This window comes from Dokdonia sp. Asnod1-B02 (genome assembly GCF_045063955.1).
Classification (GTDB): Bacteria; Bacteroidota; Bacteroidia; order Flavobacteriales; family Flavobacteriaceae; genus Dokdonia.
Window position 1 is genome coordinate 1328190 of sequence record NZ_JBEFNW010000002.1, and the last position, 22728, is coordinate 1350917.

Annotated in this window: 23 protein-coding genes; 16 read left to right on the forward strand and 7 right to left on the reverse strand. The window is 38.2% G+C overall.

The window, feature by feature from the left end; genetic code table 11:
- The first annotated feature begins 278 nt into the window (after positions 1–278).
- From ACJJVU_RS06100 to ACJJVU_RS06140, 9 genes are all read left to right on the forward strand, one after another.
- Positions 279–1217 (forward strand): ABC transporter ATP-binding protein, encoded by a 939-nt coding sequence (locus ACJJVU_RS06100; RefSeq protein WP_405223362.1) that lies wholly within the window; start codon positions 279–281, stop codon positions 1215–1217.
- On the forward strand, positions 1214–2518 hold the full coding sequence (locus tag ACJJVU_RS06105; RefSeq protein ID WP_405223365.1) for an ABC transporter permease: 1305 nt from the start codon (positions 1214–1216) through the stop codon (positions 2516–2518). The genes ACJJVU_RS06100 and ACJJVU_RS06105 overlap by 4 nt, the downstream gene beginning before the upstream one ends.
- On the forward strand, positions 2503–3498 hold the full coding sequence (locus ACJJVU_RS06110; protein ID WP_405223368.1) for a mechanosensitive ion channel family protein: 996 nt from the start codon (positions 2503–2505) through the stop codon (positions 3496–3498). The genes ACJJVU_RS06105 and ACJJVU_RS06110 overlap by 16 nt, the downstream gene beginning before the upstream one ends.
- Positions 3491–4387, forward strand: a complete 897-nt coding sequence (locus ACJJVU_RS06115) for a DUF6268 family outer membrane beta-barrel protein (RefSeq protein ID WP_405223370.1) — start codon at positions 3491–3493, stop codon at positions 4385–4387. The genes ACJJVU_RS06110 and ACJJVU_RS06115 overlap by 8 nt, the downstream gene beginning before the upstream one ends.
- A 2-nt stretch (positions 4388–4389) precedes the next feature.
- Positions 4390–5553, forward strand: coding sequence for a sigma-54-dependent transcriptional regulator (locus ACJJVU_RS06120; RefSeq protein WP_405223373.1), 1164 nt, complete (start codon positions 4390–4392; stop codon positions 5551–5553).
- 7 nt (positions 5554–5560) lie between these two features.
- Positions 5561–6439 carry a PPK2 family polyphosphate kinase gene (locus ACJJVU_RS06125; protein WP_405223376.1) on the forward strand — a complete coding sequence of 293 codons (879 nt, stop codon included), beginning with the start codon at positions 5561–5563 and terminating at the stop codon, positions 6437–6439.
- Complete coding sequence (locus ACJJVU_RS06130) at positions 6432–7832, forward strand: M20/M25/M40 family metallo-hydrolase (RefSeq protein WP_405223379.1); 1401 nt, start codon at positions 6432–6434, stop codon at positions 7830–7832. The genes ACJJVU_RS06125 and ACJJVU_RS06130 overlap by 8 nt, the downstream gene beginning before the upstream one ends.
- Before the next feature lie 85 nt (positions 7833–7917).
- The gene (locus ACJJVU_RS06135) at positions 7918–8409 is read left to right on the forward strand and encodes a hypothetical protein (RefSeq protein WP_405223382.1); all 492 of its coding nucleotides are present in this window, start codon (positions 7918–7920) and stop codon (positions 8407–8409) included.
- Positions 8410–8477: 68 nt separating this feature from the next.
- Entirely contained in the window at positions 8478–9038 is a 561-nt protein-coding gene (locus tag ACJJVU_RS06140) for a hypothetical protein (protein ID WP_405223385.1), read from the forward strand.
- 3 nt (positions 9039–9041) lie between these two features.
- On the opposite strand, the gene ACJJVU_RS06145 is transcribed toward ACJJVU_RS06140, so the two are convergent.
- Positions 9042–9425, reverse strand: a complete 384-nt coding sequence (locus ACJJVU_RS06145) for a hypothetical protein (protein ID WP_405223388.1) — start codon at positions 9423–9425, stop codon at positions 9042–9044.
- A gap of 116 nt (positions 9426–9541) precedes the next feature.
- On the opposite strand from ACJJVU_RS06145, the gene ACJJVU_RS06150 reads away from it, so the two are divergent.
- From ACJJVU_RS06150 to ACJJVU_RS06160, 3 genes are read left to right on the forward strand one after another with little or no spacing between them, the layout of a single operon-like run.
- Entirely contained in the window at positions 9542–10888 is a 1347-nt protein-coding gene (locus ACJJVU_RS06150; RefSeq protein ID WP_405223391.1) for an MATE family efflux transporter, read from the forward strand.
- A 13-nt stretch (positions 10889–10901) separates the two neighbouring features.
- Positions 10902–11135, forward strand: a complete 234-nt coding sequence (locus ACJJVU_RS06155) for a hypothetical protein (protein ID WP_013751518.1) — start codon at positions 10902–10904, stop codon at positions 11133–11135.
- Between the two features lie 3 nt (positions 11136–11138).
- The gene (locus ACJJVU_RS06160) at positions 11139–11699 is read left to right on the forward strand and encodes a phosphatase PAP2 family protein (protein WP_405223394.1); all 561 of its coding nucleotides are present in this window, start codon (positions 11139–11141) and stop codon (positions 11697–11699) included.
- On the opposite strand, the gene meaB is transcribed toward ACJJVU_RS06160, so the two are convergent.
- Together meaB and ACJJVU_RS06170 are read right to left on the reverse strand one after the other, a co-directional pair.
- Positions 11696–12742, reverse strand: coding sequence for a methylmalonyl Co-A mutase-associated GTPase MeaB (gene meaB, locus ACJJVU_RS06165; protein WP_405223397.1), 1047 nt, complete (start codon positions 12740–12742; stop codon positions 11696–11698). The two genes, ACJJVU_RS06160 and meaB, sit on opposite strands and share 4 nt — an antisense overlap.
- 71 nt (positions 12743–12813) lie before the next feature.
- Positions 12814–13347: a DUF2383 domain-containing protein gene (locus tag ACJJVU_RS06170; RefSeq protein WP_405223400.1), complete on the reverse strand. Its 534-nt coding sequence runs from the start codon at positions 13345–13347 to the stop codon at positions 12814–12816.
- Positions 13348–13564: 217 nt separating this feature from the next.
- Between ACJJVU_RS06170 and ACJJVU_RS06175 the strand changes: the two genes are divergently transcribed.
- The 4 genes from ACJJVU_RS06175 (at position 13565) to ACJJVU_RS06190 (ending at position 17185) form a co-directional block, all read left to right on the forward strand.
- Entirely contained in the window at positions 13565–14110 is a 546-nt protein-coding gene (locus ACJJVU_RS06175; protein WP_405223403.1) for an RNA polymerase sigma factor, read from the forward strand.
- On the forward strand, positions 14094–14699 hold the full coding sequence (locus ACJJVU_RS06180) for a hypothetical protein (protein ID WP_405223406.1): 606 nt from the start codon (positions 14094–14096) through the stop codon (positions 14697–14699). Before ACJJVU_RS06175 ends, ACJJVU_RS06180 begins: the two co-directional genes overlap by 17 nt.
- A 2-nt stretch (positions 14700–14701) precedes the next feature.
- Positions 14702–16414, forward strand: coding sequence for a hypothetical protein (locus ACJJVU_RS06185; protein ID WP_405223409.1), 1713 nt, complete (start codon positions 14702–14704; stop codon positions 16412–16414).
- A gap of 90 nt (positions 16415–16504) precedes the next feature.
- Positions 16505–17185, forward strand: coding sequence for a peptidoglycan DD-metalloendopeptidase family protein (locus tag ACJJVU_RS06190; RefSeq protein WP_405223412.1), 681 nt, complete (start codon positions 16505–16507; stop codon positions 17183–17185).
- Here ACJJVU_RS06190 and ACJJVU_RS06195 read toward each other — a convergent pair.
- The 4 genes from ACJJVU_RS06195 to ACJJVU_RS06210 all read right to left on the reverse strand — a co-directional run bounded on the left by ACJJVU_RS06195 (position 17160) and on the right by ACJJVU_RS06210 (position 22476).
- Positions 17160–17978, reverse strand: coding sequence for a Cof-type HAD-IIB family hydrolase (locus tag ACJJVU_RS06195; RefSeq protein ID WP_405223415.1), 819 nt, complete (start codon positions 17976–17978; stop codon positions 17160–17162). The two genes, ACJJVU_RS06190 and ACJJVU_RS06195, sit on opposite strands and share 26 nt — an antisense overlap.
- Before the next feature lie 64 nt (positions 17979–18042).
- Positions 18043–21405 carry a preprotein translocase subunit SecA gene (secA, locus tag ACJJVU_RS06200; RefSeq protein ID WP_405223418.1) on the reverse strand — a complete coding sequence of 1121 codons (3363 nt, stop codon included), beginning with the start codon at positions 21403–21405 and terminating at the stop codon, positions 18043–18045.
- A gap of 96 nt (positions 21406–21501) precedes the next feature.
- Positions 21502–21723, reverse strand: coding sequence for a DUF2795 domain-containing protein (locus tag ACJJVU_RS06205; RefSeq protein WP_013751528.1), 222 nt, complete (start codon positions 21721–21723; stop codon positions 21502–21504).
- Between the two features lie 177 nt (positions 21724–21900).
- Positions 21901–22476: a cob(I)yrinic acid a,c-diamide adenosyltransferase gene (locus tag ACJJVU_RS06210; protein ID WP_298328251.1), complete on the reverse strand. Its 576-nt coding sequence runs from the start codon at positions 22474–22476 to the stop codon at positions 21901–21903.
- Between the last annotated feature and the right edge of the window lie 252 nt (positions 22477–22728).

Sequence of the window (22728 nt, forward strand, 5' to 3'; positions counted from 1 at the left end):
AAAACTTATATTTGAATAACGTTAAACAATGTTTGACGTTATTTTTCTTTTTCATAGCAATTTTTTTTCCCATCCTGAACTTACGTCTAGGGTGGGTTTTGCTTTTAGGACGTTTTGTAAATCTTGAATTATAGTACTGTTTGCCTAGTTTTCTAGTTATGATAAATGACTTACAACTATAAAGGTCTCAGTACGTTTTAATAAAACTCCTAAATTATAGCTAACAGTTATGCCTCCGTCAGGTCATATTCCTATCTTAGCTTGATTAACCACTATCTATGAATTCATTACTCGTTGCAGATACAGTCTCAAAGAAGTTTGGTGACTTTACCGCACTTAATAACGTTTCTATTGCTGTGCCAGAAGGAAGCATTTTTGGGCTACTAGGCCCTAATGGCGCTGGCAAGACAACACTCATTCGTATTATCAACCAGATTACCATGCCAGATACCGGTAGTGTAACGCTGGGAGGTGATCCATTACAACAGCATCACATACGCGATATAGGCTACATGCCAGAAGAGCGTGGCTTATATAAATCTATGAAAGTAGGGGAGCAGGTGCTTTACCTTGCTCAACTTAAAGGCCTTTCTAAAGCAGATGCAAAAAAACGAGCTAAACACTGGTTTGAAAAACTAGAAATAGGAGACTGGTGGGATAAAAAAATTCAAGAGCTTTCTAAAGGACAGGCACAGAAAATCCAATTTGTGGTGACCGTAATGCACCAGCCTAAGTTGCTCATTTTTGATGAGCCTTTCAGTGGATTTGATCCTATAAATGCAAATCTCATTAAAGACGAGATTTTACAATTGCGTGATGAAGGTGCTACCGTAATATTCAGTACGCACCGTATGGAATCTGTAGAGGAGCTTTGTGACCATATAGCACTTATTAATAAATCTAATAAGATTCTCGATGGTGAAGTAAACAGCATCAAGAGAGCATACCAGAATAATACGTTTGATGTAGGAGTACAGGTTGTAGATGAGACCGCTTTCGCGAAAGCAGAACAAGAACTCAAAGCTGCTTTTAAAGTAACTCCAGCGCATTTTAAAAGTCTTGGTAATGAACGTAAGCTTCGTGTGGAAATGGGCGATAAGTCTACGCCAAACGAATTACTTACTACCTTAAAAAATCATGGACAAGTCACCCATTTTATGGAAGTGATACCAAGTGTAAACGATATCTTCATTCAAACAGTTAGCCAAAACAAATGAGCATTCTTACCTTAATTATAAAAAGAGAATACATTGCCAGAGTACGTAATAAGTCATTTTTAATAATGACATTTTTGAGTCCGCTTATACTTGTGGGGATGATTTTATTAATCTCATACCTTACTCAACTCAATAGCGAAGATAAACGCACTATTGTAGTAGTAGACGATTCTGGGCAATTTGAAACTGTATTTTTTAATACAGACCAAACCACGTATCTCAACCTAAGTGATCAAGGCCTAGAAGCTGGAAAAGAGGTTGCAAAAGGTGAAGGTTATTATGGACTTATCTATATTAATGATAATCCTGCTATCGTAGAAGATGCTGTAACTTTTTATGGAAATGAAACACCTTCTTTTAGTTTTATAGGAGATATAGAAAAACGCATTGAAAAGAAAATGACCGATGAAAATCTCATCGCTCAAGGCATAGATTTGAATACGCTAGAAACTGCTAAAAGTAGTATAGATGTGCAAATAGAAAACTTTTCTGGAGAGACGAGTTCTAAGATGAGTAACTGGGTGAAAGCTGGTTTTGGAGGTGCTGCGGGTTACTTATTAATGATGTTTATTATCATTTATGGTAATATGGTGATGCGCTCTGTAATCGAGGAAAAGACTAATAGAATTATTGAAGTGATTATTTCTTCTGTAAAGCCCTTCCAGTTAATGATGGGTAAAATACTAGGTACTACACTTGCCGGAATCACGCAATTCTCAATATGGGTTATTGTGGGAGGAATATTGCTAGTAGTTCTTACTACGGTATTTGGTATAGATCCTTCAGCGGCATCGGCGGCGAGTCCTGCTGCTTCACAAGCGCAACAAATAGCAGAAGATCCTGGGATGGTGATTGAGTTACTGCAAGAGATTCAAAAACTACCGTTATTGCAACTTGTAGTAGGCTTCTTTATTTATTTTATAGGAGGATACTTTCTGTATAGTTCTATATATGCCGCAATAGGTGCAGCAGTAGATAATGAAACAGATACACAGCAGTTTATGTTACCTATCATTATGCCGTTAATGTTGGGAATTTATGTTGGCTTTTTTGCAGTGATAGATAATCCTCATGGAACGGTAGCCACAGTTTTTTCTATCATACCGCTTACCTCACCTATAGTGATGCTAATGCGTATACCGTTTGAGGTTCCAGTATGGCAACTGGCGCTATCAATTACCTTACTAGTGGCATCATTCGTGTTTACAGTATGGTTTGGGTCAAAAATATATCGCGTAGGGATATTGATGTATGGTAAGAAGCCTACTTATAAAGATTTAATAAAATGGTTAAGATACTAGCACTCCTTCTTGTTCTGCAGGAAGAGACTGTAGAGAAGGTAAAAGATATTATTGAACAAGACGTATGGGGAACCATTAAGGAATGGTTGGGTTTCGAACTTATAAGTGTAGGTAAAGAGCCTAATCATATAGGTTTTACAGTGGGTCACCTTATCATTCTAATAATAGCTTTTATACTCACAAGCATTCTCCTTAAGTGGATACGTGTGTTAATGACACGTAAAATGGAGGGCGATGACAAACTTAAGTTTGTAAGTGTTTTTAAGTTTATCAAGTATATCGCTTATATAGTGGTAGTGCTTGCTACGATGAGTGCTTCAGGGATTAATATTACGGTGCTTCTCACGGCCTCTGCAGCATTATTTGTAGGTCTGGGTCTTGCATTGCAGGAGGTATTTCAAGACGTAATAGGTGGTATTCTTATTATGATAGATAAGTCTATATCTGCAGGAGATATTATAGAAATGGATGGAAGAGTAGGTCGTGTGTTTGAAATAAAATTACGTACTACAAGAGCATTAACTAGAGATGATAAAGTAATAATTATCCCTAATCATAAGTTTATAACAGACACTGTCTATAATTACACTCAAAACCATAAAACCACCCGAGAGAATGTAAAGGTGGGCGTTGCTTATGGAAGTGATACGAGACAAGTAGAAAAAATATTACTAGAATGTGCAGTTGCACATCCTGAGATTTTAAAGCATCCAAAGCCTTTTGCGCTTTTTGAAAACTTTGGTGATAGTTCGCTGGATTTTGGTCTATACTTTTTTGTGAGAGACAGTTTTGTAGACCCACGGATTAAAAGTGCGCTTAGGTATGCTATAGACGACCGTTTTCGCGAAAGCGGGATTACCATCCCCTTTCCTCAAAGAGATGTACATCTTTTTAATACGGTAAATCCAGTATATACACCTAATAAAACAGCAGTTAACACCAATATTGAACCCCCTAAAAATGATATGATTGATGAATAAACAGACTAACATTATTATAGTATTACTACTGTTGAGTGGTACTTGTTTTGCTCAGCTTACAGATTTGGCTAGGATTGAGTATACATACTTCCCGCAGGAGCAATCTGATAATTCGTTTAGGAGGTTTAGAACATTTATTAATGTTCCTATAAAACTTAAAGAAGATACATACTTAGTTCCTGGATTTGAATATCGTAATGTGAATTTGAAGTTTGAAGATGTTGTGCCTTTTAGCCGTGAAGACTTAGATAGATTTCAATCGTTTAGTCTGTCTCTAGGATACACTCAGAAAATAAGTGAGGAGTGGCGCATAGGAGCAAAACTAGGTACTACGGTAACGTCTAATTTTAGTACAGGATCTGCCACTAGTAATGATTATGTGCATACTGGGGCTTTGTATTTTATAAATGATAAGACTAACGAAGGTCTAGATAAACCGTGGCGACTCATAGTAGGTGGGCGCTATGATACAGAATCTGGAAGACCTTTTCCATTACCTTTTGTAAACTATTATAAAGAGTTTCACCCAGACTGGTCTTATACATTGGGTGTTCCAAAATCAAATATAAAACGCTATTTTGGTAAAGACCGTAGGCACATACTCCAGAGTTTTGTGACGCTTGATGGGTTTTATGCAAATATTCAAGATAATGTAGATGTTGCAATACCTGCAGGAGAGTTTGAAACGGCAGAGAGTATCTCTATGACTGTAGCACTATTTGGTGTAGGTTATGAATACTGTTTTACAAAACACTTAGTGTTCTACATTTATGCTGGACATACGATTATAAATGACATACGATTACGTGATGGCGATAGAGATGATGTATTTACCATAAACGACAGAAACACGTTTTACGGTCGTTCAGGTATAAAATTTAAAATATAACAATGGCAAAGATTTTAATTATAGAGGATGAGGCTGCGATACGTCGTGTACTTACCAAAATTTTATCAGAAGAGAGTAAGGATTATCAAGTAGAAGAAGCTGCAGATGGACTTGAAGGTATCAATAAGATACGCGAGGAAGACTACGACTTAGTGCTGTGTGATATTAAAATGCCAAAAATGGACGGAGTAGAAGTGCTTGAAGCTGCACGTAAGCTCAAGCCGGAAACTCCTATGGTAATGATCTCAGGACATGGTGACCTAGATACAGCCGTAAACACGATGCGCCTAGGAGCTTTTGATTATATATCTAAGCCGCCAGATCTTAATAGATTACTTAATACCGTACGCAACGCGCTAGACCGAAAAACCCTTGTCGTAGAAAATATTCAGCTTAAGAAAAAGGTGAGTAAAAAATACGAGATGGTAGGTAAGAGTAAGGAGATTGATCAAATCAAAGAAATGATTGAGAAGGTTGCTCCTACAGATGCTAGAGTTTTGATTACTGGTCCTAATGGTACAGGTAAGGAGCTTGTAGCACACTGGTTGCACGAGAAAAGCGAGCGAGCAAAAGGAGCTCTTATAGAAGTAAACTGTGCTGCGATACCTTCAGAACTTATAGAAAGCGAACTTTTTGGCCACGTGAAAGGTGCTTTTACAAGTGCAAATAAAGATCGCGCAGGTAAGTTTGAAGCAGCAAACGGTGGAACTATATTTCTAGATGAAATAGGAGATATGAGTCTTTCTGCACAAGCTAAAGTACTTAGAGCTTTGCAAGAAAGCCGTGTACAACGTGTAGGAAGCGATAAGGATATTAAAGTGGATGTACGCGTAGTGGCGGCAACTAATAAGAACCTGAAAAAAGAAATAGCAGAGGGAAGATTCCGTGAGGATTTATATCATAGACTGGCAGTAATTTTAATTAAAGTGCCAGCGCTCAATGATCGTAGAGATGATATCCCAATTCTCATAGAGCACTTTGCAAAGAAAATCTCTCAAGAGCAAGGAACCGCAAAAAAATCATTTTCAGACAAAGCTATTGATTTACTTAAAGCTTATGACTGGACTGGAAATATACGTGAACTGCGCAATGTAGTGGAACGACTTATTATCTTAAGTGGCCCAGAAGTGTCAGAAGGGGATGTAAAACTATTTGCTAGTAAATAATATAATTATGAGTGACATTAAACCAGAAGACTATAAAATCACTAACGGTGTGACACTTTCAGATAGAGAGACCACCTTGTTTTCAGACGTAGAAGAGAAAGAGCTAGAAAGTAAGCTCAAGAAAATACGTAAGAAACTAGGCAAACTTCAAGACACTATGTACGCGCATGATAAATATAGCGTGCTTGTTTGTCTTCAAGGGATGGATACTTCTGGTAAGGATAGCCTCATACGTGAAGTCTTTAAGGATTTTAATGCACGTGGCGTTGAGGTTCAAAGCTTTAAAGTGCCTACAGAGCTAGAGTTAAGTCATGACTACTTATGGCGTCATTACTTGGCACTGCCAGAGCGCGGTAAATTTGGCGTGCATAACCGCACACATTATGAGAATGTGCTTGTCACTCGAGTGCACCCAGAATATATTTTAGGAGAAAAATTGCCTAACGTTCACAGTGTAGATGATGTAAATGAAGCATTCTGGGATAAGCGATTTGAGCAAATCAAAAACTTCGAAAAGCATCTTTCAGAGAACGGAACCATCATCTATAAATTTTTTATGCATTTATCTAAAGATGAGCAGAAAGATAGATTATTACGCAGACTCAATAAGAAAGAGAAGAACTGGAAATTTTCGGCTGGAGATTTAAAGGAGCGCAAGCTTTGGGATACTTATCAAGAATATTATGAGGACGCCATAAATCGTACATCGACAGAGAAGGCTCCATGGTATGTGATTCCAGCAGATAATAAGCCGGCAGCTAGACTTGCGGTAGCTACTATAATACTTGAGACATTATCACAATATGATGATATTCAAGAGCCAGAATTAGACGATAAAACAAAGGCAAATCTTGCCGATTATAAAGAACAGTTGAGCAATGAATAAAAAATTACGTTATATACTTGCGACTGCACTAGTAGTTGTTTCCGCTTTCGCGAAAGCGCAAAATGATTCAATTACTTTGAGAAAAATATACTCGGCAGCGCTTACAGAAGGGCAAAGCTATGAGTGGCTAGATCACCTTTCTAATCAGATAGGATCGAGACTAAGCGGAAGCCTAGGAGCCGAAAGAGCCGTGACCTGGACAAAAAGCGAACTAGAAAAAGTGGGTCTTGATAAGGTGTGGTTACAACCAGTGATGGTGCCAAAATGGATACGTGGTGAAGCTGAAAGAGCATTTATAGAAGGGGATAATGCAAGCATTACGTCTGTCCCTATTTGTGCACTTGGAGGATCTGTTGCTACAAAAACTACTGGACTCAAAGCAAATGTAGTTGAGGTGATGGGAATAGAAGAATTGAAAGCGCTTGATGCAAACGAAGTAAAAGGAAAGATCGTTTTCTTTAACAGACCTATGGACGACGAGCTTATCTTGACATTTCAAGCATATGGCGGTTGTGTAGACCAGCGTTATGCTGGAGCGATGGAAGCAGCAAAGCTAGGAGCGGTAGGTGTGATTGTAAGATCTGTGACACACAGTCTTGATGATTACCCGCATACAGGATCGATGTCTTATGGTGATTTGCCTAATTCAAAACGTATTCCTGCAGCTGCAATAAGTACCAAAGGAGCAGCGCTTTTAAGTACATCCTTGAAGCTCAATCCTGATACTAAGTTTTTCTATAAAATGTCTTGTAAGAACCTCGCAGATGTAGAGTCGCATAATGTGATAGCTGAAATTACAGGAAGTGAATATCCAAATAAATATATGGTCGTAGGTGGTCATTTAGATTCTTGGGATCTAGGAGACGGCTCGCATGACGATGGTGCGGGAGTAGTACAAAGTATGGAAGCGCTACGATTAATGAAAGCAATAGGTTATAAGCCTAAGCATAGTATTCGTGTAGTATTATTCATGAATGAAGAAAATGGCCTTCGAGGAGGTAATAAGTATGCACAAGAAGCAAAGGCAAAAGGTGAAAACCATGTCTTTGCTTTAGAAAGTGACTCTGGCGGATTTACACCAAGAGGTTTTTCTTTTGATAGTGATGATCGTAACTTCAATAAAGTGCTTACTTGGAAATCATTATTTGAGCCTTACTTAATTCACGACTTCACAAGAGGAGGGAGCGGTGCAGATATTGGTCCGCTTAAAGCAACTAATGATGGTATTGTACTCGCAGGACTACGTCCAGACTCACAACGCTATTTTGACCATCACCATGCGGCAAATGATACCTTTGATGCAGTAAATAAAAGAGAACTTGAACTAGGCGCTGCCACAATGACTGGCCTACTGTATTTGATGGATAATTATATACAGCCTCCAGGGAAATAATGCTCTTTTATTCATGGGCTGGATTATGCTAAGAATACTTTTCCTTTTAGTGACAATTAATTGTATCGCTCAGAAAACGGAAAGGATGCCGCTTTTACATATCGCTCCAGAGGTAATGTATCTCTATGACGATAACATAGAGAACAAAGACGATATAGAAGCATCAGATTTTGAACCGAGAGATAGTGATTTTGTACAGGCTTTAGGAGTTAATGTCGGGTTTAACGTGAGTGAATACCTCTCACTTGGAGCTTTTGTGAGTAAAGAAAAAGTATTGTCAAGAGATCTTGATTATAATGGCTGGGCAATAGCTGCGAATTTTGGAACAGAACCCCAGAAAAGCGGTTGGGCAGCAAGTATGAAACTTGGTAGCCACTTTGGAAACAACTTAAGAGAAGGAGGATTTTTAGGAAGACTTGGATTGGGTTTTAAATTTTATCTTTTTAAACTTCTTACCGCACAAACAGAATTTATATACTCTTATCAAGCCTTAAAATTTAAAGAAATTGTTGATGTCGAGTCTAGACAAAACTTGACCATTAATGGGATAGGCTTGTCTTTGAAAATATACTTGTAGATAATTGATTTAATTCCAATGTTTTAAATACTTTTAAGGATTCATTCAATCAATTAATCAATCTTAAAATGAAAAGAAATTTAAAACTCACGTACCTCTCAATCACCATCTTGTTCTGTTCGCTCACGGTATATTCTCAAGAAGATACAGTTGCACCACTAGAAAATTTATTTAGCGCAAATCTCAATATCGTAGGTGCAGGATTAACTTATGAGCGTGTTCTTGGTAATAAGTTTACCACCCATTTCAATGCCTCATATCAACTTGTAGGAGTTAGTGGTGGAAGTAATCAAGATGTTGACTTAACCTTTGCGGGTAATCTATCTGTAGGTGGACGTTATTATTATAACAGAGAACGTCGCTTTGAAAAAGGAAAAAAGCTCACACAGAACGCGGGTAACTTTTGGGCTGCAGAGTTTCAAGTTATTCCTGATTTCACCGTTGCAACAGAAGAACGTAATGTAAGATATCTGACAACTTATCTTGTAGGAGCAAAATATGGTCTACGCAGAAACATCACAAGAAATTTAAATTACGAATGCGAATTCGGACTAGGATATTTATTTACAGATGAGGATGCCACTGTTTATCCATTATTAGAATTTAAGCTGCAATACGTTTTATTCTAACTTTTAGCTAGAAGTCAGCAGCCCTTTTTCTTGATAAATGGCAATGCCTTTGTCTATCATAGCACTAATGGATGCCTCGAGTGAGGCGTCCATTTTTTTGATATGAAAACAGCTTTTGCCTTTCAAACATTTTCTCAAGGCAGGATTGATTTCTGTAAATGCAGCTACATCTGTATAAATAGGGAAGAAGTACAACCTGCAGTCCTTGGGCTTTGGGATCACACTGGCAAAATAAAAACCATCTACTTTCTGTTTTCCTTGCATGGTAGGTATGGTACCTGCCACTTCTAAGCCTGCGCTATCGTCTTTTCTGAGCTGTAAGTGCTGCTCGTGGCTTTTGATTATCGCTCTTAGTTTCAGGTCTATTTCGATGGGATTTGTGATCATAACTAGTTACAGTATTAATTACAAGCTTGAAGATAGTAAATTGGTTGAAATCTAGACGCTCTTTCTACGGGATGAAGTATTTTTGCGCTTTCGCGAAAGCGTATCAAATCTAATTAATGAGATTCTCAGACTACACAAAGGAATTTGGCATCAATCTTAAAATAGCATATCCTATTATGTTAGGGCAGCTGGGTCATATTCTTGTAGCACTGGCAGATAATTTGATGGTGGGACAGCTGGGTGCAGCTCAACTTGCAGCAGTAAGTCTAGGCAATAGCTTGGTGTTTATAGCGCTTTCTATAGGTATCGGATTTTCGTTTGCCATCACTCCGCTTGTAGCAGAGGCAGATGGTAAAGGTGATATAGAAAAAGGTCGCTTGCACTTTCATCATGGTGTCATTATGTGTACCATAAATGGCGTGCTACTATTTATCACGCTATTGATCGCAAAGCCTTTGTTGTACATGCTTGATCAGCCGCCAGAGGTGGTAGAACTGGCAATTCCATATCTTGAGATTGTAGCACTATCTATGATTCCGCTTATGATATTTCAGGGTTTCAAGCAGTTTGCAGATGGCCTGTCACAAACCAAATATGCAATGTATGCGACCATTGTAGCAAACGTGGTCAACGTTGTTTTTAACTATGTATTGATTTACGGAATCTGGGTTTTCCCAAGATTAGAAGTAGAAGGTGCAGCCTGGGGAACACTAATTTCTCGTTTCTTTATGGTGGCGCTGCTGATTTTTATGCTTTCGCGAAAGCGTAAATTCAAACCCTATTTTCACTGGGGAAGTAAGGAGCACATCCAGCTTGCTGAGTTTAAAACCTTATTTAAATTAGGATTTCCAACAGCATTACAGATGCTTTTTGAAGTAGGCGTTTTTACAGCTGCTATATTTTTATCTGGAATACTAGGAACAAATGCACAAGCGGCAAATCAAATTGCGCTTAACCTAGCTTCTATGACATTTATGATTGCTGTAGGACTTGGAGTTACGGCAACCATACGCGTAGGAAATCAAAAAGGTAAAGCCGATTTTCCTAACCTACGACGTATTGCTTTTTCTATTTTTATACTTTGTTTCTTAATCGAAGCTGTATTTGCAGTAGGATTTATATTGCTTAAAGACTGGCTTCCTCCATTTTATATAGATAATCCAGAAGTGATTTTTCTAGCGGCTCAGTTATTAATTGTGGCAGCGTTATTCCAACTAAGTGATGGAGTGCAGGTAACCATACTTGGAGCATTGCGCGGATTGCAAGATGTAAATATTCCCACAGTAATCTGTTTTATAGCCTACTGGATCATAGGATTCCCTATCATGTGGTATATGGGTAAAGATGAGCAAATGGGTGTGCAAGGCGTCTGGGTAGGCTTGCTAGCAGGGCTTACGGCTTCTGCGGTGATGTTGTACTTTAGATTTAATTACCTTAGCAAGAAATTAATAGTCCAACAGTAATAATACGATACTTATGAAAGTACCTAAGTTCCTTTTAGGCGATAATTCAGATTTTTCAGATCATATTTTTGTGATACATACTGAGTTCCCAAGGTTTATAATTGACCTTACGATAGACGAGATAGAATGGTTTGAAGAGTTTGATCGTCAAGACGAAGATGAGCTAGCCTCAGAAACAGAAAATGCCATCAAAGATGCTACCGAGTGGTATGATGCAGAGATGGAAAAGTTTGACAAAGAGCAATAAACGGTGGACCAACTAATCCAATACGATCAAGATTTTTTCCTTTTCCTCAACGGTTTAGGATCACCTACGTGGGATCAATTCTGGCTTATTGTTACAAATAAGCTTAGCTCGATTCCTTTATATGCCTTGCTACTCTTCTTTATTTATAAAAAGTTTGGTGTAAAAGGAACCTTGATAACAGTGGTAGCAGTCGCGTTACTCATTACGTGTGTAGACCAACTAGCAAATGCTTTTAAGCATGGTTTTGAAAGACCACGTCCTTGTAGAGTAGAAGACTTTAAAGGAATTATAAGATATGTAGCAGAGCGTTGTGGGCGTTATGGATATTATTCTGCCCATGCGGGTAATAGTATGGCGGTTGCTGTATTTGCAGGTCTTGCCTTAAGATCTACACATAAAAATTTAATCTTTATACTGCTATTTTGGTCTGCGATGGTGGGTTATAGCCGTATTTATGTAGGAGTTCATTATCCAGGTGATGTGCTTACAGGTTGGGTAATAGGAGCAATAGTTGGCTTTGCAATATATAGACTACAGCAGTGGGCCGTAGTAAAGTGGGCTTAAGAATCGGCGGTTGCGATTAGTGATTTTGCAGCTTTAAAAGGTGATACCTCACCGCGAGCAACTTTTTCAAGAATTTCGGGAAGCGTTGACTTCACGTCATTGTTATTATAAAAGGTATCCTTAAGATTATTCTCTATAGTTTGTAATAGCCAGAATTTGTTCTGCTCTGCTCTTTTCTTAGCAAAATATCCAGAGGCCTTTGTATGATTACAGTAATCTGAAACTAAGTCCCAAGAATCTGAAATTCCAGAATGTTCTAAGGCACTACAAGTAATGACTTGAGGAGTCCAATTGCTAGGCTTAGGTGGGAAAAGGTGCAATGCCTTTGCAAAAGCAGATCTAGCCAGCCGTGCTGCCTTTTCATTACCACCATCTGCTTTATTAATTACAATGGTGTCTGCCATTTCTATAATCCCGCGTTTGATTCCTTGTAATTCGTCTCCTGCTCCCGCTAGCTTTAGTAATAGAAAGAAATCAACCATAGAGTGTACTACCGTCTCACTCTGTCCTACACCTACAGTTTCAATAATAATAGTATCAAAGCCTGCAGCCTCGCATAATATGATTGCCTCTCGCGTTTTACGAGCTACGCCACCTAGAGAATCTCCAGAAGCACTAGGACGTATAAAAGCATTTGGGTTTTGAGATAATTCATACATTCTTGTTTTATCTCCTAAGATACTGCCATGTGAAACAGAGCTCGTAGGGTCTACCGCAAGTACGGCTACTTTTTTTCCTTGATCTGTAAGATAGTTTCCTAAGCTTTCTATAAACGTACTTTTACCTACACCAGGAACACCTGTGATTCCTAATCTAACAGACTTATTGGCATGAGGTAAGCACAATTCTATAAGTTGTTGCGCTTTTACTTGATGCTCTTGAACCGAACTTTCTATTAATGTAATTCCTTGTGATAATGCGGTAATATTACCAGTAATTAATCGCTGGGCTAGTTGTGATACATCAATAGTGCCTTGCTTCTTACTTTTTTTGTAAAATGCAGGATTAATACTCTTGTTTATGGGTGTGTTTTTGTCGCTCACAATGGTGATACCAAATTACTACTTTCTACAAACATCTACATCAAAAAAAAACCACCATTTGGTGGTTTGCGTTATTTAGAGGCGTTCATTCTTTGTATGTCTATAACTCCTGATTTTTTCTTCTTTAGCATCTTCTCTTTAGCCTTTTGCTTCTTTTTTTTCATTTTCTTTTTAAGCTTCAAGAGGTCAATGTGTGATTGCTTCATCTGGAATTCCATAGGCACAAGTACTTCTAGAATATTCACTGGAAGCCATCCATCATCTATAATATCTTTAAGTAAGTTAAGTACAACTTCATCTTGTACCATACATTCTCCTATAAGATATTTAGGCTTACTATTTTCAAGAGCCGCTTTAACTTCAATCCAATCACGGTTAGAATTTCCTTTTACGATGTCCAATCTACTAGGTTCTATGCCTTCTTGTGACATACGCTCTACTATTTTATGACAAAACCGATTTCTATTCACACTTTCATGACTTAGAAAGCGCTTATATTCAGTAATCTGGATATCTTCGGCGGCGTTAAAGTAGCGTCGCTCTGCCCAGAAGCATTCATCTAGTAGATCATTTAATTTTTCGTACGATAAGTCAAGGTGCTTCATAGGGCTAGTTATTGATGTCAAATATAATTCAGTATTAAACGTAGGTTTACTAACTTACTGTTAATACCTCTATATTTAAGAATAGTTTATTCAAAAATCATAGAGTATCTTAATTTTCTGTTAATGTCGTATTTTTTTAGCTCATTTGCAACATTGAGAAAATAGCGTCGTCTTTAGAGAGAATAGCAATCACAACCATCAAAACCAACCAACCATTTTGCTAGTTACTGACATCATAGAAAAATGTAAAACTAATGATCGCAAGGCACAGCTGCAGCTGTACAATAAGTATTGTGATGGTATGTACCACGTCGCCTTTAGGTTCTTAAAAAATTCATTTGAAGCAGAGGAAGCGATGCATGAGGGTTTTATAAACGCCTTTGCAAAGTTGCACCAGTTTACTGGAGAAGTCACCTTTGGAGCCTGGCTTAAGCGTATCGTGATTAATAAAAGTCTCGATATGATCAAGGCAAAAAAAGCAGTGATTATCCCTCTTAATGAAGAAGTAATGGGCAAAGTTGATGATGATGACGGTTGGGATGTAGGAGACGACGTTACTATAAAACATGTAAAAAACGTTATCAGCGAACTTCCTGAGAACTATAAATTTCCTCTTATGCTATTCTTAATAGAGGGTTATGATCATCAGGAAATTTCAGAAATATTACAGATTACAGAAGTGGCATCAAGAACGCTGGTGCACCGCGGGAAGAAAAAACTTCAAGAACAATTAAAGACGCTTAATTATGGCACAGGATATTAGAGAGCTCATGAAGAATGATAGCGACAGTAAGCTATCACTGCGCGAGGGACATACACGTCGCTTTGAGAATTTACTTGAAGAACGCTTACCTATTCAGGAGCAAAAAACTTCGGCTAAAGGAGGTATCTATTTATGGATGAAAATTGCAGCAGTACTTATTGTAGCTGGTGGAATTGTATTTATGGTGTATAATAACGCTTTCGCGAAAGCGGAAAATCAACAACTAGTAGAGGTAGAGACAAGTGAAAAACAAAGTGCAGAACCAGAAGTATTACTAAGCGCCATCTCACCTGAATTTAAACGAGTGGAGGATTATTACCTCGCAAGTGTGAATCTTGAGATTGCCAGATTAGAAATTACAGATGATAACAAAGAACTTATAGATGCTTTTATGAAGCAACTGTCTGATCTAGATGAAGAGTATAAGAGCCTCAATCGTGAGATTACCGAAAGTGGAGTAAGTGATGAAATGGTAAGTGCGATGATTGAGAATCTCAAATTACGAGTAGAGCTTATGATAAAGCTCAAGTCAAAATTGAAAGAAATGAAAAACGCTGCTCAACAAGAAGCAGCCATTCAAACCGTATAAAAATGAAACAGTCAAACATATTTTGGACCTTCCTAGCACTCCTTTTTGTAGCTTCTGGAAGTGTATTTGCACAAAGCAAAAAAGAAAAATTAAACGAGCGCTTCTCAGTGAATAAAGATGTGTCTATCACAGTAGACACACGCTATGCAGATGTGGTTTTTGAAACATGGAATAAAAATGAAGTATCTGTTGAGGCTTATGTAGAAGGTAAAGACGCTAGCGATGCTTTAAGATCATGGGATTTAAATGTGTCGGGTAATAGTAATAATGTGCGCATCAGCAGTAAAGGTGGTTATAGCGATGCAAAGGTGTATGATAGAAATGATATAGGTAACCTCAATCTCGATCTTGATTTAGACCTTGGAGAAATTATAGGTCAATCGCTTAGCCTGGTTGAGCCAGTCATGAATGGTCTTGTGGGGCCTCTATTAGAAGGAATATCTGGACAGCGATTACCAGATGAGTTTTATGAGGAAATGGGAAAGATGAAGTTTGATCATGAAGCATACAAGAAAGAAGGAAGGGCTTATCTAGATAGATGGGAGAAGCAAATGGATAAGAGCTATGGACCAGAGTTTGAAGAGAAAATGGAGAAGTGGGAGAAGGAATTTGAGCGCAACTCTGAGGATTGGAGTGAACGCCTTATAGATCGCTCTGGGATACCTAGATGGCCTTTTAAAAGCGGAGGTAATATGACCTTTGATAGTGATGAGTATGAAAAGGATAAACAAGCATATGTAAACAAACTAAACCGAAAGTACAACACACGAGTAAGTGTGCGTGAGGTTGATAAATGGCTGGATGATGTAGAGGCTTGGGGAGAAGATTTTGGAAAAAAGATGGAAGACTGGGGAGAAAACTTTGGTGAATCTATGGAAGCATGGGGAGAATCTTTTGGAGAGAACTTTGGCAAGTCTATGGAGAAGTGGGGAGAATCTTTTGGGAAAGACATGGAAAAGTGGGGTGAAAACTTTGGAAAGAAAATGGAACGCTGGGCAGAAGACCACGAAGGAGAGTGGGAAGAAAAACATACTAAGGACGAAAAGGGAAACAAGAGTAGCCACTTTAGCCTTAATTGGGACTCTGAAAGCAATGGGTCTAAAAAGCCAAATAAAAATGTAAAACGTATAATAATCATCAAGATGCCTAAAAAGGCTGAGCTGGACTTAAATGTACGTTATGGTAAAGTGAGAATGGTAGATGCTTATAATGCAAAAGCTACAATCTCACATGGAAGCCTTGTAGCAACAAACATCGACGGAGGGCAAACCTCCTTCGATGTTTCTTACAGCCCAGTGGCTGTTGCAAACTGGAACGAGGGAACTCTTAATGTGAATCACGTAAAAGAATGTAATATCTCAACTGCAAATAATATTGAGGTAACTTCAAACTCTAGTAATGTAAATATAAATCGTATTAATGGAGCTGGGATGATATCTGGCTCTTTTGGGAAGCTATCTATACCGCAGGTGAGCGATAACTTTGGGTCACTTACTATCTTTCTTGAGAATAGTGATCTTACGTTAAGATTACCACAATCTGCTTTTAACTTTAATTATAGCGGAGATCATAACGACTTCTTTATTCCAAAACAACTGGAAACAAAGTCTATGAAAAACGGATCTACAGAGATGGTAAATGGTTTTCATATATCACGCAGTAGTGCAAATACTATCACTATCAATGCAAAGTATAGTGACGTAGTACTACAGTAAATAAAGGTAACATAATAAAATATTTTGCAGCTATGGCTGCTTTTTGTGTTCACCTTAGATTAAGTACTTTTATAGTGTAATTGACCCTCTATGAATAACAATGTTTTAAGTTCGCTCACACAGAAATTCACACCCATCATAAATCCTATCTTTAAAAAGGAGGATTACTTTCCATTAGATTTGTCTACAGCTAATAAGGATTTAGATATTGATATGCTCACACGTCCGTATGAGCATCATGTGTTTTTACAATCGTATCTCGCAAAGAATGATGCTAAAGTTGCTTATGGTGGCTACTTAGAACAGCGTGCATTATATGATCGATCCGATTATTTTCAAGCTACAGACCCAAAAGACAAACGCAATATCCACCTAGGAATAGACTTGTGGTGTGATGAAGGTACAGAAGTACTAAGCCCTCTAGAGGGCGAGATACATAGTTTTAAGCGTAATGAGAATTTTGGTGATTATGGGCCAACCATAATCTTAAAACATAAGATAGGGGAGCACACTTTTCACACTTTGTATGGCCATCTGAGTCTTGCTTCTCTTGTGGGTAAGGAAGTAGGGCAAAAGGTAGGAGCAGGTGAGGTCATAGCAACCTTAGGAAATCCTGATGTGAATGGTGATTATGCGCCGCACTTACACTTTCAAATTGTAATAGACATGGAAGGCAAGGAAGGGGATTATGCTGGCGTAGGTAGTCAGAACACCTTAGATTTCTACAAGAAAAACTGCCCAGACCCTAATCTGCTATTAAAAATTTATTAATAGCTTGTGCAACGGCGTTCTCTTTATTTGTAAAAGGACTCACGTAATCTGCTAGTGACTTTAAGGTGTCTGTAGCATTTGCTACCGCAACACCTAGACCTACATTTTTTATGAGTTCGTCGTCATTATGATTATCGCCAAAAGCCATTACTTCGCTCATCTCATAGCCATATTCGGTTACTAGAAGTTTTCTCAAAGCGGTTGCTTTGTCTATGTTTTTTGGAGTGATCTCTATATACGTATCCTTAGAACGGTAAAAGTGTACGGTATCTCCGTAATCTGGCGTTAGAACTTCTATAATTTCATCAAGCTGCGCTGGATCTCCCATGCACATGAGCTTGTGGATTCCAAGATGCTCTTTGTTTAAAAAATCAAGACTTTCTAAGGCTGTTTGATATACTGGAGTCGCTCGTGTGTTGTTTATTTCGCGTAAGCTCCACTCATCTTCCTTATCTGTAAACCAGTGTTCATGACTATAAATACTTAGGTTGTAGGTATGTTTAGCGTGATGACTTACTAAGTTTTCAAGTAGCGAAGTAGGGAAGGTATTACTTTCTATAACCGCGTTATCCTTGCCTATGATAAGCCCGCCATTAAAAGCTATAAGAGACTCATCTAGGTTGCCCAGACCTTCTTGTAAGTACCTCATAGCTTGCGGTGGTCTTGAGGATGCTAGAATAAGGGGTAATCCCGCTTTCGCGAAAGCGTAAACAGTCTCATCACTTAGCCAGCGTTCTTTATTTAATAAAGTGCCGTCTATATCTGAACAGAGTATTTTTATAGTGTTTTCCATAATGTAAGAAACTAAAACGGCGAACTTAAAAAGTTCGCCGTTATTATATAATCAAAAGTGGAAATTAGTTTTGTACAATTACCCACTGTCCTTTAACTAAAAGTGGTTCTGCTTGTTTGAACTTTACCTCCTTAGTCTCACCGTTCATTACGTTTTTTATAGTAACGCGATCGTTACGACCTATTTTAGGTTGAGACCTTACGATGGTTTCTGTTACTTGCTGCTGCTGTGGCTGTGTGTTTCCAGCTGCTCTAGCTTCTGTAGAACGCTCATCAAGATTAGGAATTTCTTCCTTTTGCGTCTGCGTTTGCTCACGAGTTTCACGCACTTGAGAAGCATCACTTACTTGCTGCTGATTACCTTGAGGAATTTCTCCTTTAAATAAGAAAGAAATTACATCCTTGTTTACTTTATCAATCATCGTTTTGAAAAGCTCAAAAGCTTCAAACTTATAAATTAATAGAGGATCTTTTTGCTCGTGTACAGCAAGACGAACACTCTGCTTAAGTTCATCCATCTTACGAAGGTGATCTTTCCAAGCGTCATCTATAATGGCAAGAGTAATATTCTTTTCAAAATCTGTTACTAGTTGCTTACCATCAGTCTCGTAAGCTTCTTTAAGATTTGTTACTACACGTAGCTCTTTAGTTCCATCAGAAAAAGGAACCACAATACGCTCAAATTTTGCAGCAGGATCTTCATATACTCGTTTAATGATAGGGAATGCAAGGTCTGCATTCTTAGTCATCTTCTCTCTGTAGTGCTCAAAAGAAGCTTTGTAAATGATATCTGTAAGGTCCTTTGCAGATTTGCTTGCAAATTCAGTTTCGCTCACTGGGCTCGTCATTGAGAAATAACGAATTAACTCAAATTCAAAGTTCTTAAAATCTGAAGCCTGCTTGTTTGACTCTACAATTACCTCAGAAGTATCATAAATCATGTTTGCGAGATCTACTCGTAAACGCTCTCCGTAAAGTGCATGACGACGACGCTTGTAAACCACTTCACGTTGCATATTCATCACATCATCATACTCAAGAAGATTCTTACGTACACCAAAGTTGTTTTCTTCTACTTTTTTCTGCGCACGCTCAATAGATTTTGAAATCATTCCATGTTGGATCACTTCACCTTCCTTAAGACCCATTCTATCCATCATCTTAGCAATACGCTCAGACCCGAATAAACGCATCAAGTTATCTTCAAGAGACACGTAAAACTGCGAGCTTCCTGGATCTCCTTGACGTCCAGAACGACCACGTAATTGTCTATCTACACGTCGAGAGTCATGACGCTCTGTACCTATAATGGCAAGACCACCGGCTTTTTTCACTTCGTCAGATAATTTAATATCTGTACCACGACCAGCCATGTTTGTAGCAATTGTTACTACGCCTGGATTACCAGCCTCTGCAACAATATCTGCTTCTCTTTTGTGAAGTTTTGCGTTTAGTACATTGTGAGGAATCTTACGTAGCGTAAGCATTTTCCCTAACAATTCTGAAATTTCTACAGAAGTCGTACCTATTAATACTGGACGTCCAGCTTTAGAAAGCTCTGTTACTTCGTCAATTACTGCATTATACTTCTCGCGTTTAGTTTTATAAACTAAATCATCTTTATCCTTTCTAGCAATAGGGCGGTTAGTAGGAATCTCAACAACATCAAGTTTATAGATTTCCCAAAGTTCGCCAGCCTCTGTTACCGCTGTACCCGTCATACCAGATAGCTTGCGGTACATACGGAAGTAGTTTTGAAGTGTAACCGTTGCAAATGTTTGCGTAGCATCTTCAATTTTTACATTTTCCTTTGCTTCAATCGCTTGGTGTAGTCCATCACTGTAGCGACGCCCGTCCATAATACGACCCGTTTGCTCATCTACAATCATCACCTTATTTTCCATTACTACATACTCCGTGTCTTTTTCAAACAAAGTGTATGCTTTGAGTAATTGGTTCATAGTGTGAATACGCTCAGACTTAATTCCAAAATCTTTAAAGAGCTCTTCTTTCTCTGCAGCCTCTTCTTCTGGAGATAATCCTTTTGCTTCTATTTTCCCTATCTCAAGACCAATTTCTGGCATGGTAAAGAAATCAGGATTTTCTTTTCCAGAAAGTGTTTCAATACCCTTATCAGTAAGTTCAATCTGGTTGTTCTTTTCATCAATCGTGAAGTAAAGTGCCTCGTCAATCTTAGGCATCTCACGATTGTTATCTTGCATATAGAAGTTCTCCGTCTTTTGTAATAACTGACGTATTCCTTCCTCACTTAAATACTTAATAAGTGCTTTGTTTTTAGGTAATCCTCTAAAAACACGTAGTAATTGGATTCCTCCTTCTTTTGTATCTCCTGCAGCAATTAATCTCTTTGCTTCTGGAAGTACTTTTACAAGCTCTTGACGCTGTATGTTTACGATTTTCTCAATCTGTGGCTTTAGCGCATTAAATTCATGCACATCTCCTTTAGGAACAGGTCCAGAAATAATAAGTGGTGTACGTGCATCATCTACAAGTACAGAATCTACCTCATCTACAATAGCATAGTTAGGAGGTCTTTGTACAAGATCTTCCGGTTTATGTGACATGTTATCACGTAGGTAATCAAAACCAAATTCATTGTTAGTACCATATGTAATATCTGCAGCATAAGCGGCACGACGTTCTGGACTGTTAGGTCTGTGATAATCGATACAGTCTATTGTCATCCCGTGGAACTGGAATATAGGAGCCATCCATGCGCTATCACGTTTTGCTAGGTAATCATTTACAGTTACTAAGTGTATACCGTTCCCAGTAAGTGCATTAAGATATACCGGTAAGGTAGCCACAAGTGTTTTACCTTCTCCCGTTTGCATCTCTGCAATTTTTCCTTGGTGCATTGCGATACCACCTATGAGCTGTACGTCATAGTGAATCATATCCCATGTTACTTCTTTACCAGCGGCATCCCAGCTGTTTGCCCATATTGCTTTATCCCCATCTAGTGTTACATAATCTTTTGTAGCACTAAGAAGACGGTCATATTCTGATGCGGTAACTTCAAGTGAAGTGTTATTTGTAAAACGTTTTGCAGTTTCTTTTACAACGGCAAATGCTTCTGGAAGTATTTCGGTAAGTGTCTTTTCAGATATTTCGTAAGCTTCATCTTTAAGCTTGTCAATTTCTGTGTAAACGTCTTCACGCTCATCAATATCTTCGGTAGCTTCGGCTTTAATTTTTAGAGCTTCGGCAGCGTCTGTATTTTCCTTAAGCGCAGCGGCTAGCGTTCTTTTAAATTCGTTCGTTTTTTCGCGTAAGCTATCTAGAGATAATTTTTCTAAAGCGGCTTCGTGGGCTTTGATTTCGGCTACAATAGGAGTAATTGCTCCTACATCCTGTTTAGACTTATCGCCTACAAAAATCTTTAATACATTATCTAAAAATCCCATAATATGGTGTTGTTTTATGTCAATCTTGAACCCGTAAATTTAATCAAAAAAAAAGCCTCATAGAGAGACTTTTTAGTGTTTTAACGGGTATATTTTTTAATATTCGTCTTCGTTCCAGAGGTAGTCCTCGTCTGAGGGATAGTCTGGCCAGATCTCTTCGATAGAATCATAAGAGTCACCTTCATCCTCGATAGCTTGTAAATTTTCTACAACCTCAAGTGGTGCTCCTGTTCTAATCGCATAATCGATCAACTCATCTTTAGTAGCAGGCCAAGGCGCGTCACTTAGGTAAGAAGCTAGTTCAAGTGTCCAGTACATAGCATTTGTGTTTTTAATTTGTGCAAAAATAATTTTTCTAGGCAGAAATGCAAGTGAATTGGTGATTATTTCAAAATAAATGTAAGAACGTGGCTTTCAGACCTTGTAAAGTGGTGAATTTCGCTTTCGCGAAAATATTCCTTCCTCTTTATATTGATGTTTCTGTAATCTGTACTCTTAATCTAGCTTTGTAGGTATCCATTTAACCTCATCTGCTTGTAAGTCTTTAGACAACTTCCGTGCCAGCACAAATAGGTAGTCAGAAAGACGGTTGAGATATTTAAGAGTATGTGCATCAAAAGGCTCTAGTTCATAAAGTGCTGTTGCTAAACGTTCTGCGCGTCTGCATACGGTGCGTGCTACGTGACAATATGACACGGTGGTATGCCCTCCAGGTAGCACAAAATGTGTCATTTGAGGTAGTGATGTTTCCATCCAGTCTATTTCCTTTTCTAGTAGCTCAATATCCTCTTCATTGATTTTTGGGATATTAAGTCTATCCTTCCCGTTTTTAAGTACCATTTTTTCTGGATCTGTTGCCAGTACAGCACCTACGGTGAATAGTTTATTCTGGATATGCGTGAGTATTTCTTTGCTACGTGCATCGATTTCTTGATCGCGTACTAGCCCTATAAATGAGTTAAGCTCGTCTACAGTACCGTAACTATCTATTCTAATATGATGTTTTGGGACACGGGTTCCGCCAAATAAAGCGGTCGTTCCTGCATCTCCAGTCTTTGTATATACTTTCATTATCTTTTTTTGTGAGCCAGTATATGATACTGGTGTTTAAGATTGAGATTTCCTTTTTATGGTGTTCATGATGATATAACCTATTGCCATAAGTATTCCAAATAGCATTGCTTTATAAATAGGATTCATCAGTGTTCTTGAATTTTGATTTGTATAATTAAGGTCTTGCGAAATCTACTAGTCTAAAATAGAAGCGTTATTTGTTTTCTCTTTCCTTCATTTTCTTACTGAGGCCTTCTCCAAATTTGCGTG